Annotated in this window: 15 protein-coding genes; 8 read left to right on the top strand and 7 right to left on the bottom strand. The window is 63.0% G+C overall.

The genetic code is table 11. From position 1 onward, the window contains the following. Positions 1 to 94: 94 nt before the first annotated feature. From smc to AC0L3D_RS02970, 3 genes are all read right to left on the bottom strand, one after another. Complete coding sequence (smc, locus tag AC0L3D_RS02980) at positions 95 to 3,553, bottom strand: chromosome segregation protein SMC (RefSeq protein ID WP_473643033.1); 3,459 nt, start codon at positions 3,551 to 3,553, stop codon at positions 95 to 97. 117 nt (positions 3,554 to 3,670) lie between these two features. Continuing rightward, complete coding sequence (locus AC0L3D_RS02975) at positions 3,671 to 4,417, bottom strand: DsbA family protein (RefSeq protein ID WP_473626435.1); 747 nt, start codon at positions 4,415 to 4,417, stop codon at positions 3,671 to 3,673. 129 nt (positions 4,418 to 4,546) lie between these two features. Continuing rightward, entirely contained in the window at positions 4,547 to 5,047 is a 501-nt protein-coding gene (locus tag AC0L3D_RS02970; RefSeq protein ID WP_473643031.1) for a DUF721 domain-containing protein, read from the bottom strand. Positions 5,048 to 5,102: 55 nt separating this feature from the next. Between AC0L3D_RS02970 and mutY the strand changes: the two genes are divergently transcribed. Further along, positions 5,103 to 6,239 carry an A/G-specific adenine glycosylase gene (gene mutY / locus AC0L3D_RS02965; protein ID WP_473626432.1) on the top strand — a complete coding sequence of 379 codons (1,137 nt, stop codon included), beginning with the start codon at positions 5,103 to 5,105 and terminating at the stop codon, positions 6,237 to 6,239. Positions 6,240 to 6,284: 45 nt separating this feature from the next. Continuing rightward, a complete protein-coding gene (locus tag AC0L3D_RS02960; RefSeq protein WP_473626431.1) occupies positions 6,285 to 6,896 on the top strand; it encodes an HAD family hydrolase in 612 nt (203 codons plus the stop codon). Positions 6,897 to 6,969: 73 nt separating this feature from the next. Here AC0L3D_RS02960 and AC0L3D_RS02955 read toward each other — a convergent pair whose 3' ends face one another. Together AC0L3D_RS02955 and AC0L3D_RS02950 are read right to left on the bottom strand one after the other, a co-directional pair. Further along, positions 6,970 to 7,761 (bottom strand): transporter substrate-binding domain-containing protein, encoded by a 792-nt coding sequence (locus AC0L3D_RS02955; RefSeq protein ID WP_473626429.1) that lies wholly within the window; start codon positions 7,759 to 7,761, stop codon positions 6,970 to 6,972. Positions 7,762 to 7,981: 220 nt separating this feature from the next. After that, positions 7,982 to 8,500, bottom strand: coding sequence for a hypothetical protein (locus AC0L3D_RS02950; protein WP_473626428.1), 519 nt, complete (start codon positions 8,498 to 8,500; stop codon positions 7,982 to 7,984). A gap of 430 nt (positions 8,501 to 8,930) precedes the next feature. On the opposite strand from AC0L3D_RS02950, the gene AC0L3D_RS02945 reads away from it, so the two are divergent. Both AC0L3D_RS02945 and vapC read left to right on the top strand, forming a co-directional pair. After that, on the top strand, positions 8,931 to 9,143 hold the full coding sequence (locus AC0L3D_RS02945) for a type II toxin-antitoxin system VapB family antitoxin (RefSeq protein ID WP_473626427.1): 213 nt from the start codon (positions 8,931 to 8,933) through the stop codon (positions 9,141 to 9,143). Next, positions 9,140 to 9,529, top strand: a complete 390-nt coding sequence (gene vapC, locus AC0L3D_RS02940) for a type II toxin-antitoxin system VapC family toxin (RefSeq protein ID WP_473626425.1) — start codon at positions 9,140 to 9,142, stop codon at positions 9,527 to 9,529. Before AC0L3D_RS02945 ends, vapC begins: the two co-directional genes overlap by 4 nt. Before the next feature lie 36 nt (positions 9,530 to 9,565). Here the strand turns inward: vapC and AC0L3D_RS02935 are convergent, their stop codons facing one another. Then, the gene (locus tag AC0L3D_RS02935) at positions 9,566 to 10,699 is read right to left on the bottom strand and encodes a site-specific DNA-methyltransferase (RefSeq protein ID WP_023799298.1); all 1,134 of its coding nucleotides are present in this window, start codon (positions 10,697 to 10,699) and stop codon (positions 9,566 to 9,568) included. A gap of 175 nt (positions 10,700 to 10,874) precedes the next feature. Here AC0L3D_RS02935 and AC0L3D_RS02930 point away from each other — a divergent pair, with 175 nt between their 5' ends. Then, positions 10,875 to 11,564, top strand: a complete 690-nt coding sequence (locus tag AC0L3D_RS02930) for an HAD family hydrolase (RefSeq protein WP_027152381.1) — start codon at positions 10,875 to 10,877, stop codon at positions 11,562 to 11,564. Positions 11,565 to 11,603: 39 nt separating this feature from the next. Here the strand turns inward: AC0L3D_RS02930 and AC0L3D_RS02925 are convergent, their stop codons facing one another. Then, a complete protein-coding gene (locus tag AC0L3D_RS02925; protein ID WP_473626625.1) occupies positions 11,604 to 12,278 on the bottom strand; it encodes a hypothetical protein in 675 nt (224 codons plus the stop codon). A gap of 127 nt (positions 12,279 to 12,405) precedes the next feature. On the opposite strand from AC0L3D_RS02925, the gene thrC reads away from it, so the two are divergent. Genes thrC through AC0L3D_RS02910 form a run of 3 tightly spaced genes read left to right on the top strand, consistent with a single transcriptional unit; the run spans position 12,406 to position 15,722 of the window. After that, entirely contained in the window at positions 12,406 to 13,803 is a 1,398-nt protein-coding gene (gene thrC / locus AC0L3D_RS02920) for a threonine synthase (RefSeq protein WP_473643029.1), read from the top strand. A 14-nt stretch (positions 13,804 to 13,817) separates the two neighbouring features. Beyond that, a complete protein-coding gene (locus AC0L3D_RS02915; RefSeq protein ID WP_027152378.1) occupies positions 13,818 to 15,110 on the top strand; it encodes a M16 family metallopeptidase in 1,293 nt (430 codons plus the stop codon). Positions 15,111 to 15,125: 15 nt separating this feature from the next. After that, complete coding sequence (locus AC0L3D_RS02910) at positions 15,126 to 15,722, top strand: GNAT family N-acetyltransferase (RefSeq protein ID WP_027152377.1); 597 nt, start codon at positions 15,126 to 15,128, stop codon at positions 15,720 to 15,722. Positions 15,723 to 15,724 lie beyond the last annotated feature (2 nt).

Genomic DNA, 15,724 nt, shown 5'->3' with positions numbered 1-15,724 from the left:
AACGCTCATCAGAATGAACGGAACCGACCCAGTCCAATTCGTGTTTTAGCCGAAAGCCCCAATAGGCGCTACCGACAAGCTGTGCGTCGACGCGTCAGCTCGCCTCGCGCAGGGCCTCGGCCGCCTGCAGGTCGACCGACACGAGTTGGCTGACGCCCTGCTCGGCCATGGTCACCCCGAACAGCCGGTTCATGCGGGCCATGGTGATCGGGTTGTGCGTGATGATGACGAAGCGCGTCTCGGTGGTGGCCGCCATTTCGTCCATCAGATTGCAGAAACGCTCGACATTGTGATCGTCGAGCGGTGCGTCGACTTCGTCGAGGACGCAGATCGGCGCGGGATTGGTCAGGAACACGGCAAAAATCAGCGACATCGCCGTCAACGCCTGCTCGCCGCCGGAAAGCAGCGTCATCGTCTGCGGCTTCTTGCCGGGTGGCCGCGCGAGGATTTCGAGACCGGCCTCGAGCGGATCGTCGGACTCGATCAGTTGCAGTTCCGCTGTGCCGCCGCCGAACAGATGCGAAAACAGCCGCTGGAAATGGCCATTGACCACGTCGAAGGCAGCCAGCAGCCGTTCGCGGCCTTCGCGGTTCAGGCTCTGGATCGCCTGCCGCAGCTTGCGGATGGCCTCGATGATGTCCTCGCGTTCTGAAACGATGGTCTCCAGCCGGTCGGACAGCTCCTTCTGCTCTTCCTCGGCGCGCAGATTGACGGCGCCGAGCCGCTCGCGCTCGATCTTCAGCCGGTCGAGCTGACGCTCGATCTCAGTCATCTCCGGCATCGGGCTGTCGGCCTCCAGGCCGGTGTGGCGGATGACCAGATGCGGCGGCGTGTTCAGCGTTTCCTGGATGCGCGCCTCGACCTCGAGCCGTCTTTCATCGGCAGCGGTCAGCCGCTCTTCGGCGCGGACGCGGGTTTCGCGCGCCTCGGCCAGCGACTGGATCGCTGATGTCGCGGCCTTGTCCAGTTCGGACTGCCTGTTTTCCGCTTCCTGCAACCGGTCGCCGGCGGCCTGGCGCAGGCTTTCGGCCTCGGCAAGCTGCGACAGCAAGGCGCGCCGCTTGGCGTCGATCTCGTCGGGTGCGTCGGCCAGCCTTTCGCGTTCGGCTTCGGCCTCGGCCTTGCGTTCGCCGAGTGCGGCGATCTGCGTCGAGGCGTTTTCGGCGCGCTCCAGCCAGTTGCGGCGCTCCGCGCCGATGGCGTCGAGTCGGCGCGTGCGCGCTTCCGCCTCCCGCCTCAAGCCTTCATGGACGGCGCGGGCATCGGCGAGGGTGGCGCGGTCGCGAGCGACGTTGGCGGCCGACTGATCGAGCTGCACCTGCAGATCACCGAGATCGGGAGCGCTTTGCAGCAGCATCTCGGCCTCGACGAAAGCCGCGGCCGTCTCTTCATGGCTGTCGACGATGCGCGCGCGCGCCTCGTCAAGTGCGGCGCGCCGGCTCGACAGCTCGCCGCCGGCCCTCTCGGCCTCGGCCAGCGCGTTGCGGGCGGCGTCCAGCCCATGCTGGGCATCACGCCCGGCCTGACGGGCGTTGCGCTCGGCCTCGCTCGCCTGGGCAAGCGCCTGCTCGGCATCGGCAAGGGCCTCTTCGGCCTGGCGCAGGATGCGGTTCGCGTGGACCGCCTCGGCGTCGAGCTCGGACAGCCGGTTTTTCTGCGCCAGCCGCTGCGCGGCGGCGGTCGGCGCGTCGGCGCTGGCGGTGAATCCGTCCCAACGCCAGAGCGCCCCTTCGCGGCTGACCAACCGCTGCCCGGGAGCAAGCTGCGCCTGCAACCGTCTTCCCTCAGCAGTGTCGACGATGCCAATCTGCGCCAATCGGCGGGCGAGTTGCGCCGGCGCGCGGACGACGCTGGCAAGGCTCTTGATGCCTTCGGGCAGAGCGGCGTCGCCGGGCTGGACCTCGCTTTGGCCCCAATGCACCGGCGCGCTGCGGTCGAGCGGCACGTCGAGATCTTCGCCAAGGGCGGCGCCCAGCGCCGTCTCGTAGCCGCGCTCGACGCTGATCTGCTCCAGCACGGACGGGAAGAGGTCGCCGCTCGCGGCATTCAGGATCTTGGCCAGCGTGCGGGCCTCGGTTTCGATTCGCGCCAGCTCGGCCTTTGCATCCTGAACCGGCGGGCGGGCGGCGCTCTCCGCCACGCGCGCCTCGGCGACAGCCTGTTCGGCGGCAATCGCCGCGGCTTCGGTTTCCTCCAGCAGCGCCAGCGCCTGTTCAACCAGAAGTTGCTTCTCGGCAGGATCGGCCAGGCCGGCGACCCTGGAGGCGATATCGGACAATTCCCGGTCGACATCGGCGAGTTGGCGGGCGAAACGGTCGCGGCGCTCCGCGGTGTCGCGCAGCGTTCGTTCGATCTGGTTGCGGGAAGCGGCGGCCTCCGCCCGTTCGGCGGTCAGCCCGGCGAGTTTGGCTTCACTGGCGGCAAGCGTCGACGCAGCCTGTTCGACCGCCGCGCGGGTGCTGGCCTCGCGGTCGGCGGCGCCGGCGTTCTCGGTGTTGAGCGCAGTTTCTTCGGCGGAGAGACGCTCAAGAATATCCGCATTGTCGCGGACCATCCGCTCCTCGCGGACGATGTCGCCGTCGAGCTGCTGGAGCCGGCGGTCGAGCTCCAGTTGGCGGGCGCGGATGCGGCCCGCTTCTTCCTCGATCTGCGTCTTGGCGATCGACAGGCGCTGGAAGGCGGCAGCGGCGGCGGCTTCCGCGTCGCGCAGGTCCGGCAACCGATGGGCGCCGATCCCTTGCTCCCTGGCGGCAGCCATCTGGGCGGCGGCGCGGTCGCCGACCAGTGCCGTGGCGATCGCCAGCGCCGAGCGCGCCTCGCCTTCCTGCGTCTTGGCCAGCGTCCAGCGCAGATGCAGCAGCGTCGCTTCAGCCTTGCGGATATCGGCCGACAGGTTCTTGAAGCGCGAGGCCTGGCGAGCCTGGCGCTTCAGACTTTCGATCTGGCTTTCCAGCTCGCCGACGACATCGTCCAGCCGTTCCAGATTCTGTTCGGCCGCTTTCAGACGCAGTTCCGCCTCGTGGCGACGTGTGTGCAGACCCGAAATGCCGGCCGCCTCTTCCAGCAGCGCGCGACGCGCCTGCGGCTTGGCCTGGATCAGCTCGCCGATGCGGCCCTGCCCGACCATCGAGGGCGAACGGGCGCCGGTCGACTGGTCGGCGAAAAGCAGCTGCACGTCCTTGGCGCGGGCTTCCTTGCCGTTGATGCGGTAGAGCGAACCCGCCTCGCGCTCGATGCGACGCGAAACCTGCAACTCGTCCGCGTCGTTGAAGGCCGAGGGCGCGCTACGGTCGCTGTTGTCGAGGAAAAGCGTGACTTCGGCGGTGTTGCGGGCCGGACGCGTTCCGGAACCGGAAAAGATGACGTCGTCCATGCCGGAGGCGCGCATGTTCTTGTACGAGCTTTCGCCCATCACCCAGCGCAGCGCCTCGACAAGGTTCGACTTGCCGCAGCCGTTGGGGCCGACGATGCCGGTCAGGCCGCGTTCGATGACGAACTCACCGGGTTCGACGAACGACTTGAAACCGAGCAGGCGAAGGCGCGAGAATTTCATTCGCGCCGCCCCAAAAGCGGGTTCTGCAAAAGTGTTCCGCGGTTTGGCGACAAGAACTCGCGGCGCAACAAAAAGTTGCGCACGCCGAAGCGCAGCCGCTTCGGCGCTGCCGAGACGTCAGAGCAGAGGGTCGATAATGGCCGAGATTTCCTCAATCGACAGCGCCCCCTTGTAGGTCTTCCCGTTGATAAAGAAGGTCGGCGTCGAGTCGACCTTGAATTCATCGGCGCCGCGCTTCTGGACCGACCTCACATCGTCCAGAAGTTTCTGGTCCGTCAAGCAGGCCGCGAACGACTCCTGTGTAAAACCGGCCATCTTGGAGATTTGCAGCAGGGCGTCCTTGGTATTGGCGACACCTGCCCAGTTCGCCTGCTGCTTGAACAGAACGTCCACCATTGGGAAATAATTGTCCTTGGAGCAGCGCGCCAGCATGAAACCGGCCTCGGCGCTGGGATCGAAGGGGAACTCGCGCAGGATAAGGCGGGCCTTGCCGGTATCGATGTATTTCGTCTTCAGCGCCGGGAGCGTGGTTTCATGGAAATGCGCGCAGTGCGGGCAGGTCATCGAGGCATATTCGACGATGGCGACCTTCGCGTCGTCCTTGCCGAGCTGCATGTCGGGCAGTGCGCCGGGCTTCAGCAACGCAGCCATGTCCACCGTGCCCTGGGCCTCAGGCGCCTTGGCCGCGGCAGGAGCGGCCGGCTTTGCCGGATCGGCCGGCTTCATCGCATCGGCGGGGGCCGCAGGCTTCACATCCTCCGCCACGGCTTTCTCGCCCGAGTCGCTGCAGGCGGCGAGCAGAGCCACCGCCGGAATGGCGGCCAGTGACGACAGGAGGTTTCTGCGGGACAAAAGACGGGGCATACGAATCACCTGACAATGGTTGGATTTTGCAATGCAAAGGCTAGAAAAGGCGAGAGTTGGCGCGAATTAAGGCATCGCCGTCCCCATTCCAATCGCCAAACTTGGCTATGCGATCACGAAAGCGCGAGATTATGTTTTCTTTTGACCGAGAATGGTGGCGCCGAGCCGCTCCAGCGAGGCGCGCAGCCGATCATCCTCGATCATTCCGACAGTGCCTGATAGCTTCACCTTCTCGGCCGCGGTCAGCGGCCGGATGCTTGGTTTAAGCCGCCCTTTGTCAACCGTGACCGGCTTTTGCACGATTCTGATCCGGCCGATAGCGTTGAAGCCGAGGAAGGCGTTGACCCGGTTGATGATCTCGCCGGTCTCGTGCTGCAGATGGAGCGCCGCGATGCCTTCGCAGGCGATGACCAGCACCGCCGGCTCGAACGGATCATCTTCATGCATTCGGCGCGGCCACTGGATCTTTTCAGGGCGCGAACGGCTGGCAAGCCGCGGCCCGGCAATCTCCTCCCATGACTGGACGAGCCCGATCGACATGCCGGCTCGCTTGCGCAGCACCGGATCGAGGATCTGGGTTGCGAGATCACTCACCGGAACGGGATTGCCGAAGGGCCTTTTCCCTGCCATGTGCGTTCTCCAGTCACGACCTTCACCATGCATCGGTTAGGCCAGTCCTCGATCAATGGCACTGCACGACCAGACCCGCAAGACCGCATCCGGAGACAGCGGCAAAGCCGCATCCGGAGAAAGTGGCGAGATCGCGTCCCGCCTGCTCGCCTGGTACGACGCGCATCATCGCGACTTGCCGTGGCGCATTGCGCCGCGCGAGTTGGCACGCGGCATACGACCCGATCCCTACCGGGTCTGGCTTTCCGAAGTCATGCTGCAGCAGACCACGGTCGAATCCGTAAAATCCTATTTCCGGGCCTTTGTCGAGAAATGGCCCGATATCGAGGCGTTGGCCGCTTCAGCGACCGAAGATGTCATGAAGGCCTGGGCCGGACTCGGCTATTATTCCCGCGCGCGCAATCTCAAGGCCTGCGCCAATCTCGTCGCGCGGCAAGGCGGCAGGTTTCCGGATACGCAAGCTGGCTTGAGAGAGCTGCCCGGCATCGGCGCCTACACGGCGGCGGCGATCGCCGCGATCGCCTTCGACCAGCCCGCCGCGGTCGTCGACGGCAATGTCGAGCGGGTGGTTTCCCGGCTGTTTTCGATCGTCACGCCGCTGAGCGAGGCCAAGGGCGACATACGCACCTATGTCGAGCGCATGGTTCCAGCGACCAGGCCGGGCGACTTCGCCCAGGCGATGATGGATCTCGGCGCGATGATCTGCACGCCGCGGCGGCCGCGCTGCGGGCTCTGCCCGCTGCGCGAGGATTGCAGCGCCATTATTTCCGGCGATGCCGAACGCTTCCCTGTCCGCCTGCCGAAGGGCGAGAAACCATTGCGGCGCGGGGCTGCTTTCGTTGCCGTACGCGGCGATGGCGCCATCCTTTTGCGCAAACGTGGGGATAAGGGCCTGCTCGGCGGCATGACCGAAGTGCCGACGACCGGCTGGACCGCGCGGATCGACGGCGGCACCACAGCGGCGGCGGCGCCCTTCCCCGGCAACTGGCGGCCAGCCGGGAAGATTGGCCATGTCTTCACCCATTTTGCGCTCGAACTCGAAATCTTCAAAGCGATGGCCGATGTCGCCGCCCCAGCGGGGCATTTCTGGTCGCTGGCCCATGAAATTTCCGGCGAAGCACTGCCCACCGTCATGAAAAAGGTAATCGAAGCAGCGATACCGGGCGCAACGAAGAAGCAGCGCGCACATTGAATCGCCCACGTCGCCCCATTTGAACTGCGTTGAACGAGGACAAGAATGACCGAAATCCGCCACATCGTTTTCGACATCGGCAGAGTGCTGATCCACTACGATCCGAACCTGCCGTTCAGCCGTATCATTCCGGATGCCGAGGAGAGAAAGTGGTTTTTCGACAATGTCTGCACGCATGACTGGAACATCGAGCAGGACCGCGGCCGCACCTGGGAAGAGGCCGAGGCGTTGCTGATCGCCGAATACCCGGACCACGCCGAAAACATCCGCAACTTCCGCCGCCTCTGGCACGAGATGGTTCCGCACGCTTACGATGACAGCGTCCAACTCATGGACAAGCTGATCGAGAGCGGCCACGACGTCACCATGCTGACCAATTTTGCGTCCGACACGCTTGCCGAAGCCCGGCAGCGTTTCGACTTCCTCAACCGCCCGCGCGGTGTGACCATTTCGGGCGAGATCGGCATGATCAAGCCGGATCGGGGCATTTACGACCATCACGCGACTGCATTCGGCCTCGAGCCCGCGGCCACGCTGTTTATCGACGACAGCCAAAAGAATGTCGACGGCGCCAAGGCGGCCGGCTGGCAGTCGGTGCTGTTCACCGACGCAAAGACACTCGAGGCGGACCTCGATCGCCTGGGGGTCAGAGTGTGATCACTGTGACGGGCCTGACCGCAGTCGCTGAGACGCGCGGTCCATGGCGCTGCCATTGGATCCGTCTCGGGCGCTACTTGACGTGAGAAGCGTAGATGCGATCGAACTCACCCGTCGCCTTGGCAAGATGCAACCATTGGTCGACATAGGCCTTGAAGACAACGGCACCCTCAGGAAGCATATAACCCATTTCGCCATATTGGAGCGGCTTCTCGGGGTTGATCGCGCAAAGGCCGGGGTGAAGTTTCTCCTGCAACTCGGTTTCGACCGATTCGGCGATCATGATATCGGCTTTGCCGTCAAGGATTTGGCGGAAGATCGTGACGTTGTCCGGGTAGATCTCAATTTTAGCGTCACTGAGTTTTTCACGCACGAATTTCTCATTGGTCCCGCCGGGATTAACAATCACAGTCACATCCGGCTTGTTGATGTCGGCAATCGGTTGGAATTTTGCCTCGTCCTCGCAGCGCGCAATCGGTGCCTTGCCATTGACGAGATAGGGCTCGCTGAAGAACACCTGCTTCTGGCGTTCCAAGGTCACCGAAATACCGCCCATCGCGATGTCACACTTGCCGGTCGTAAAATCGGCAAGCAATTTTTTCCAGGTAGTCGCCACGAAGTCCGCCTCGACCCCTAGTGAACTTGCCAGAGATTTTGCGAGATCGATATCGATGCCCTGGTAGTTGTTCGCGGGCTTGTCATGAAAGGTGAAGGGCTTGTAGTCGCCGGTCGTACAGACGCGCAGCTTGCCGTTCTTGATAACCGCATCAAGCTGGTTTTCTGCGCCGGTGTTCTGCGCAATCGCCGGAGAGGCCAACAAACCCATGACGAGGGCCGCGACAAACGGCGAGGCAAGAGCTTTCATGGATCTGGTCTCCGATGGATAAGAGAATCGAGCATTCGAGAAACGGTGGGCAAAGGTCAATAACTCTTCCTGGGGAATCGCTCACCGTGATCCTCCGGCGGCGCCGAAAACCCGAACCGGCTACCCGCGCTAGTGGTACCCACCTGACATAAGAGTCCGGCTCGGGATTCCTCTTGGCTGCACGCGAAGGAGCGGCATTTAGTTTGGGCCACTCAGTCTGTCACCGTCGTGAAAACTTCGAGTACCAATTCCATTCCCACGTACTGCCTGCATCAGCGGAGAACGCACGGCTGTAAATCGGGGTTTTCGGGTTGCGCTTATCCCAGTGGAATTTCACGATAACGTCCTTGCCGGCCACAACCTCACGGCCGAAGAATTCGCCTTCGTCGCCATTGAACGAGCCCACCTTTCCGTCGTCGAGTTTGCCCGCGTTGCTGTCGGCCCAATAGATCGTCCAGAGACGCGTCTTTGGATCGAACAATCGCACGGTGAGGCCCTCGAACGGTTTTCCTCCCAACTCCGTATGAAAAATGTCGAAGTTGCCCAAACCCACTAGGATTTGGCGGAACTCCTGGGTCGCGTCGAATTCCTCCCACTCGTCGCTGCCGGCCAGTGGTTCCTTCAACGTACGATTCCTGATGTTCCAGTTGCCCACCAAATAGTCGAAATCATTTTTGGACGACGTCTCGCTCGCCGTTATCGCAAGTTTCCCGTCCGATGAAAGAGAGAACGCACTCATCTACTTTCCTCTGGATTGACGTCGTGCCAGCACTCCCATCGCCGCGGACATGACGAATGTATGGGCGTTTTCTTCGATGACTGCGGCGCGCTTCGCATGTCCGATCGCGGCAACAATTGGATGGGAACCCAACAGCGCGTCGTGATGCACGCCAGCCGGCACCTCCACGTTGCAACGCGTAAGCCGAAGACCCGTTCCGGGCACGGTCCACTTCGGTTAGCTCCGCACTCCGTCGCGAAGTCGCGTTGCTCCGCGCTCCACTCAGGATTCGCTAACCGCCCTGAACCCCTGAACCGACCTCCCAACCGGGTACCAAGTGTCAGATTCTGACCACTAGGTGTCGAAGATGTCCTCTCTTTCGTCGTGACGGCTTGTTGGTCAGGAGCAAAATGTGTATATTTAGTCCAATCTATACACATCGAGAAGCACCATGCGAACCAACGTCGAACTTGACGACGAATTGATCGCGGAGGCCATGGCCGCCTCCGGCCTCAAGACCAAGAAAGCGACGATTGAGGCGGCGCTGCGCACTCTGGTGCGCCGGCACAGGCAGGATATGGCTATCGCCGCCCTTGCTGGCGCCGGCTGGGAGGGCGATCTCGACGCCATGCGGGAAGGCCGTTCGCCCGATCGGCAGCGATGATCGTCGTCGACAGTTCCGTGTGGATCGCCCATCTCCGCAATACGGACAGCGTCTCGGTCGGCAAGCTCAGGCATCTCGATGACACACAGGAGATTCTGGTCGGAGACTTGATCCTGCTGGACGTGCTGCAAGGCGCGCTCAACGAACCGCATGCCCAACTGATCGAGCGAAACCTCCGACAATTCGCCATCGTGCCGATGCTGGATCCGGCGACGGCAGTCGAAGCTGCCCGAAACTACCGCATGCTCCGGCAGCGGGGCATCACCATCCGCAGGACAGTCGATATGATTATCGGCACATTCTGCATCCTGGGCGGACACGCGCTGTTGCATGATGACCGAGACTTCGACCCGATGGTTCGTTACCTCGGCCTGCGCGCCGCATGAGAACGATGTGCAACGAGACCTCTGTAGCGGTTATCGTCAGGCCCCTGCCCGCTCCATGCCGAGGCGGGCGATGCGGCGAAGCTCGTCGATCGGGGTCAGGCCGCCGCTGCGCTCATAGTGCCAGAAGGTCCAGCCGTTGCAGGCATCCAGCCCCTGCACTTCCGCGCCGATCTTGTGGATCGATCCGGCGCTGCCGCCGACCGCCACAGTGCCGTCGGCGCGCACCCTGGCCGCCCAGCGCTTCTTGGCGTCGTAGAGCGTGGCGCCCGGCAGCATCAGCCCGGTGTCGATGAGGCTGACGAAAGCAACGCGCGGCTCGGCGCGCTTGCCGGTAAGCACAGTAAGAGCAGCGCCGTCCAGCGGCCGGACTGCATCGATGCGCTCGTTGGCGGCGTCGATATAGGCCTGCTCGCGCTCGATGCCGACGAAATGGCGGCCGAGGCGCTTGGCCACGGCGCCGGTGGTGCCGGAGCCGAAGAAGGGATCGAGCACGATATCGCCGGGCTTCGTCGAGGCCATCATGATGCGGGCGAGCAGCGCTTCGGGCTTCTGCGTCGGGTGCAGCTTGTCGCCATTTTCGTTCTTGAGGCGCTCAGCGCCGGTGCAGATCGGAAACAGCCAGTCGGACCGCATCTGGATGTCGTCGTTCGACGCCTTCAGCGCTTCGTAGTTGAAGGTGTAACCCTTCCCCTTCTGATCGCGCGAGGCCCAGATCATCGTCTCATGGGCGTTCTGGAAGCGGCGGCCGCGGAAATTCGGCATCGGATTGGTCTTGCGCCAGACGACATCATTGAGGATCCAGTACCCCAGATCCTGCATCTTGGCGCCGACCCTGAAAATGTTGTGGTAGGAGCCAATGACCCAGATGGTGCCGTTGGGCTTCAACACGCGGCGCGCCGCCAGCAGCCAGGCCCGGGTGAAGGCGTCGTAGACCTCAAAACTTGCGAACTGGTCCCAGTCGTCGTCGACGGCATCGACCTTGGACTGGTCGGGCCGGTGCAGATCGCCGTCGAGCTGCAGATTGTAGGGCGGATCGGCAAAGATCACGTCGATGGATTTTTCGGGCAGCCGGTCGAGCGCGGCGACGCAATCGCCCTTCAGGATCGTATCGAGCCATTCGGATTGCTGGGGAGCATGGGAAAGCTCGTCGAGAAGACGCACGGCAGACATTGTTACACCCAAAGCACGCGTTACTGTTTACTCCCTGTTATGGTTACCGATCAGCGTAAATATTCGGTGAAGGCCTGGGGTGCGGACCCCGGGTAATTTGCGAAGATCGGCCTGGTGGTGTATGCCGCGCCGCCTGAACCGTCCCAGCCTCCTCCCTCCCGCTTTTCGGATCGCTATGCCCCAGCCAGACCTTGTCATCTTCGATTGCGACGGCGTGCTCGTCGATTCCGAGATCATCGCCGCGCGCATCGAAGCCGAGCTGTTGACGTCGGCCGGTTACGAGATTTCGGCTGAGGAGATTTCCGAAACCTATGCCGGGCTGACCTTCAAGGACATCATGATGCGGGTCGAGGAAAAATCCCGCGTCCCATTCCAGGCCTCGCTGATCGATCGCGCCGAAGACCTGGTCGACCGCCGCCTGCGCAGCGACGTGCGCGCCGTCGACGGGGTGCACGAGGCGGTCGCCGCGGTGACGGCGCCGCGCTGCATCTGCTCGAATTCGCGCACCGAGCGGATCGAATTCATGCTGGAGAAGGTGCATCTGCTGCCGTTTTTCAGCGGCCGGATTTTTTCCTCGCTGGAAACACCAAGCGGGAAGTCCAAGCCGGCGCCCGACGTGTTTCTCTTTGCCGCGGCAAAGCTCCAGGCCGATCCGGCGAACACCTTCGTCATCGAGGATTCCGTGCATGGCGTGACCGGCGCCAGGACAGCCGGCATGCGTGTGATCGGCTTCACCGGAGCGGCGCACAGCTATCCCGGGCATGCCGACGCGCTGACCGAGGCCGGCGCCGAAACGGTCATCCGCCGCTGGGCGGAACTGAAAAGCGTGATCTCCGCCCTGTCGGAGTGGTCGGCGGATGCGTGAAGCAGTCGTCCAAATGGACGCGCAGATCCAAAGCCGCGGCTATTCGGCCGCGGCAACCTTCTTGTCGGTCTTCTTCGGCGGGCCTTCGTCATAGCCGGCGAACACCTGATAGTCTCGCGCGGTGGGCTCGGGAACGACAACGTTCGAATCGGTGAAGACGAACTGGGTGGCACTCGAGGGATTGGTAACCTGGACCTGATGTTGGTGAAGCTGCGAGTAAAGGACCTCCTTGCCATGCATCACAGCGATACGGATCGGCATGGTGATGGTGCCAGGGCTGAACATCGGTCCCGGGACGACCTTGCCGGCGACGGCGATCTTCATCGTCAGCGAGCCGTTGGCGCGGATGCAGTCGCGGGTCACATCGGTGATCGAGGCCTGATAGATGATCTTGGCGGAATCGTCTTGCTGGCGGCTGCTCGCGTCAAGCGCGGCAGCTTCTGCATCCAGGGTGGCGGCTTTTTTCTTGGGCTTTTGACTGCCCTTGGCATAGGTGTTGAAGAAGGCGGTGCCGTCGCGCAGCGTCACTTTCGGACAATAGGCCAGCAATTGGCTGGCGAGAACCTTGGGGTCCGGCGGTGGTGGCGGTGTCGTGTCCTTCTTTCCGAAGCCCAGCATGCTGCTGCCGCCTGATTGGCAGCCGGCGGCGGTAAGCATAAAGCCGGCGAGCGCCAGACCCGCGACAAAACGACCGTTAAATGTATGAAACGCCATGAACTGCACTTCCCTCTCGCAAAGCGGGTGACGTATATCAACCGCGCGGCAAAAATGCGACTGAGCAAGTACGGAAATTAACCACTTTGCCGCGGACAGTACCGCCCGGCAGCAATGGAACATGACGATGCGATATGTGAGCACCCGCGGGGAAGCGCCCGTGCTTGGATTTTCCGACGCTGTGCTGGCGGGCTTGGCGCGTGATGGCGGACTTTATGTGCCTGATATCTGGCCGCAGTTTTCGGCAGCTGAGATCCGCGCGATGCGCGGCCTTGCCTATCCCGACCTCGCCATCCGCGTGCTGTCGCCGTTTCTCGGCGGCGAGATCGCGATGCCGGTGTTCGAACGCCTGGTGCGCGAAGCCTATGCGACGTTCCGTCACGAGGCGGTCTGCCCGCTGGTGCAGACCGGCTCGAACATGTTCGTTCTGGAACTCTTCCATGGCCCGACGCTTGCCTTCAAGGACGTCGCCATGCAGCTTCTCGCCCGGCTGATGGACCATGTGCTTGCCGAACGCGGCCAGCGCGCCAGCATTGTCGGCGCCACCTCCGGCGATACCGGCGGGGCCGCCATCGATGCCTTCGCCGGGCGCAACCGCACCGACATCTTCGTTCTTTTCCCGCACGGCCGGGTCTCGCCGGTGCAGCAGCGGCAGATGACGACGTCCATCGCCGCAAATGTCCATGCACTGGCGGTCGACGGCAATTTCGACGATTGTCAGGGCCTGGTGAAGGACATGTTCAACGATCACGGTTTTCGCGACCGAGTATCGCTGTCCGGCGTCAATTCGATCAACTGGGCCCGCATCATGGCCCAGATCGTCTATTACTTCTCATCGGCGCTGTCGCTCGGCGCGCCCGACCGGCCGATTTCGTTCACCGTGCCGACCGGCAATTTCGGCGACATCTTCGCCGGCTACGCCGCCAAGAAGATGGGGCTGCCGATCGAGCGGCTGATCATCGCAACCAACGACAACGACATTCTGGCGCGCACGCTGTCGAGCGGCGAGTACCGCACGAAAGGCGTCTTTTCGACCACGTCGCCGTCGATGGACATCCAGGTCTCTTCGAATTTCGAGCGCTTGCTGTTCGAGGCGGCCGGCCGCGACGCCTCGACCGTGCGGCGCTACATGAGCGGCCTCAAGCAGTCCGGCGCCTTCACCATCGAAGCGGGCGAGATCGCCAGGATCCGCTCCGAATTCGACGCCGGCCGCTCGACCATGGACGAAGTCGCCGCCACGATCCGCTCGACGCTCGCAGCCAGCAACTATCTGCTCGACCCGCACACGGCCGCGGCCATGCACGTTGCGGTTGCAAGAGCCACCAATGCCGTGCCCATGGTGGTGCTGGGCACCGCCCATCCGGCAAAGTTCCCGGCCGCCGTCGAAGCGTCCAGCGGCGTGTCGCCTGCCCTGCCCGCATGGCTAGGCGGGTTGATGACTTCAGAGGAAAAATACACGGTACTTCCATCCGACCTGAAAATGGTGGAAGATTATGTTAGCCGCCACACGCGGGCGGCAAATTAGGGAGTATCAGCTATATGGGTGTTGAGGTAAGCCGTCTGTCGAACGGCCTGACAGTCGCCACCGAAACCCTTCCAAGCCTCGAATCCGTCGCTCTTGGCGCCTGGATCAAATCAGGCGCCCGCAATGAGCGTAGCGAAGAGCACGGGATGGCCCACCTGCTTGAACACATGGCGTTCAAGGGAACCAGAAGGCGCAGCGCCTTCGAGATCGCCTCCGAAATCGAGGATGTCGGCGGCGAGATCAATGCCGCCACCAGTGTCGAGACCACCTCCTATTATGCCAGGGTGCTGAGCGACGACGTGCCCCTGGCCGTCGATATCCTGTCCGACATCCTGCAGGAATCCGAGTTCGACCCCCAGGAGCTGGAGCGCGAGCAGCATGTGATCCTGCAGGAGATCGGCGCCGCACACGATACACCCGACGACGTCGTCTTCGACCACTTCACCGAGACGGCCTTCCGCCACCAGACGATCGGCCGCTCCATCCTCGGCACGCCGGAAACCGTCAAATCCTTCACCTCGAAGCAATTGCACAAATTCATCGAACGGCAATATGGCGCCGAGCGCATGGTGGTCGTTGCCGCCGGCGACATCAAGCACGACAACTTCGTGCGCGAGGTCGAGAAGCATCTCGGCGGTTTCCGCAGCAAGTCCGACAACACCATGCCGCAATATGCGCAATATGTCGGCGGCGATTTCCGCGAGGACCGCGACCTGATGGACGCGCAGATCGTGCTGGGGTTCGAGGGCCGCGCCTATCATGTACGCGACTTCTACGCCTCGCAGGTCCTGTCGATGATCCTTGGCGGCGGGATGTCGTCGCGTCTTTTCCAGGAGGTCCGCGAAAAGCGCGGGCTGTGCTATTCGGTCTATGCCTTCCACTGGGGTTTTTCCGATACCGGCATATTCGGCGTCCATGCCGCGACCGGGCAGAGCGATATCGCCGAATTGGTGCCGGTGGTCATCGGCGAGTTGCAGAAGGTCGGCGAGACCATCCTGCAGGAGGAACTCGACCGGGCACGCGCCCAGTACCGTGCAGGACTGATCATGTCTGCCGAAAGCCCAGCCAGCCGCGCCTCGCAGATCGCCCGGCAAATGCTTCTGTTCGGCCGGCCGATCGCCAAGGAAGAGCTGATGGAACGGCTGTCGGCGTTGACGGTCGAGCGGTTGACGGACCTGTCGTCACGGCTGTTTTCGACCAAGCCGACGCTGACTGCCGTCGGACCGGTGGGCACGCTCGCTCCCTATGAGGCGGTCCTCGAGTCGCTTTCGGGCACGCAGACCACGGCCCGAAAGCTCGCCGGCTAAGTCCATCAAAGCGTCATGTTCGCGCTCCCTTTCTTTCGCCGTGACCTGCCGGCACTGAAGGGTGACCGGGTCACGCTGCGCGTGCCGCTGACCAACGACTATCGTGAATGGTCGGTGCTGCGCGGGGAAAGCCGCGCCTTCCTGGAGCCGTGGGAGCCGCGCTGGAACCCCGACGAGCTCGACCGCACGGCCTGGCGGCATCGCCTCAGCCGCTATCGCGAAGACTATGCGCAGGGAACGGCCATAGCCTTCTTCATCTTCGACAAAAGCAACGCCAAGCTTGTCGGTGGAATCACCCTCGGCAATATCCGCCACGGCGTCGCGCAAAGCGGCCATATCGGCTACTGGATCGGCGAGCGCTACAGCGGCCGTGGCCTGATGACCGACGCGGTCAAGGTGGTGACGCGCTTCGCCTTCGATACGCTGAGGTTGCACCGGATCGAAGCTGCCTGTATTCCCGACAACGCCCGGTCGATCCGCGTGCTTGAAAAAGCCGGATTCCGGCGCGAAGGACTTCTCCGATCCTATCTCAGGATCAACGGCATCTGGCAGGACCACTACCTCTACGCCCGGATCGAGGACGATCCGCCGGGCGCGGAAACGAAGGACTGATT

It is taken from the genome of Mesorhizobium sp. WSM4837, from assembly GCF_055811435.1.
Note: the sequence above shows the minus strand (reverse complement) of the source record. Positions and strands in the feature narration are given on the sequence as shown.

Coding starts and splice junctions, on each gene's coding strand:
- smc (WP_473643033.1), bottom strand. CDS start 3,553: ATGAAATTCTCGCGCCTTCGCCTGCTCGGTTTCAAGTCGTTCGTCGAA.
- AC0L3D_RS02975 (WP_473626435.1), bottom strand. CDS start 4,417: ATGCCCCGTCTTTTGTCCCGCAGAAACCTCCTGTCGTCACTGGCCGCC.
- AC0L3D_RS02970 (WP_473643031.1), bottom strand. CDS start 5,047: ATGGCAGGGAAAAGGCCCTTCGGCAATCCCGTTCCGGTGAGTGATCTC.
- mutY (WP_473626432.1), top strand. CDS start 5,103: ATGGCACTGCACGACCAGACCCGCAAGACCGCATCCGGAGACAGCGGC.
- AC0L3D_RS02960 (WP_473626431.1), top strand. CDS start 6,285: ATGACCGAAATCCGCCACATCGTTTTCGACATCGGCAGAGTGCTGATC.
- AC0L3D_RS02955 (WP_473626429.1), bottom strand. CDS start 7,761: ATGAAAGCTCTTGCCTCGCCGTTTGTCGCGGCCCTCGTCATGGGTTTG.
- AC0L3D_RS02950 (WP_473626428.1), bottom strand. CDS start 8,500: ATGAGTGCGTTCTCTCTTTCATCGGACGGGAAACTTGCGATAACGGCG.
- AC0L3D_RS02945 (WP_473626427.1), top strand. CDS start 8,931: ATGCGAACCAACGTCGAACTTGACGACGAATTGATCGCGGAGGCCATG.
- vapC (WP_473626425.1), top strand. CDS start 9,140: ATGATCGTCGTCGACAGTTCCGTGTGGATCGCCCATCTCCGCAATACG.
- AC0L3D_RS02935 (WP_023799298.1), bottom strand. CDS start 10,699: ATGTCTGCCGTGCGTCTTCTCGACGAGCTTTCCCATGCTCCCCAGCAA.
- AC0L3D_RS02930 (WP_027152381.1), top strand. CDS start 10,875: ATGCCCCAGCCAGACCTTGTCATCTTCGATTGCGACGGCGTGCTCGTC.
- AC0L3D_RS02925 (WP_473626625.1), bottom strand. CDS start 12,278: ATGGCGTTTCATACATTTAACGGTCGTTTTGTCGCGGGTCTGGCGCTC.
- thrC (WP_473643029.1), top strand. CDS start 12,406: ATGCGATATGTGAGCACCCGCGGGGAAGCGCCCGTGCTTGGATTTTCC.
- AC0L3D_RS02915 (WP_027152378.1), top strand. CDS start 13,818: ATGGGTGTTGAGGTAAGCCGTCTGTCGAACGGCCTGACAGTCGCCACC.
- AC0L3D_RS02910 (WP_027152377.1), top strand. CDS start 15,126: ATGTTCGCGCTCCCTTTCTTTCGCCGTGACCTGCCGGCACTGAAGGGT.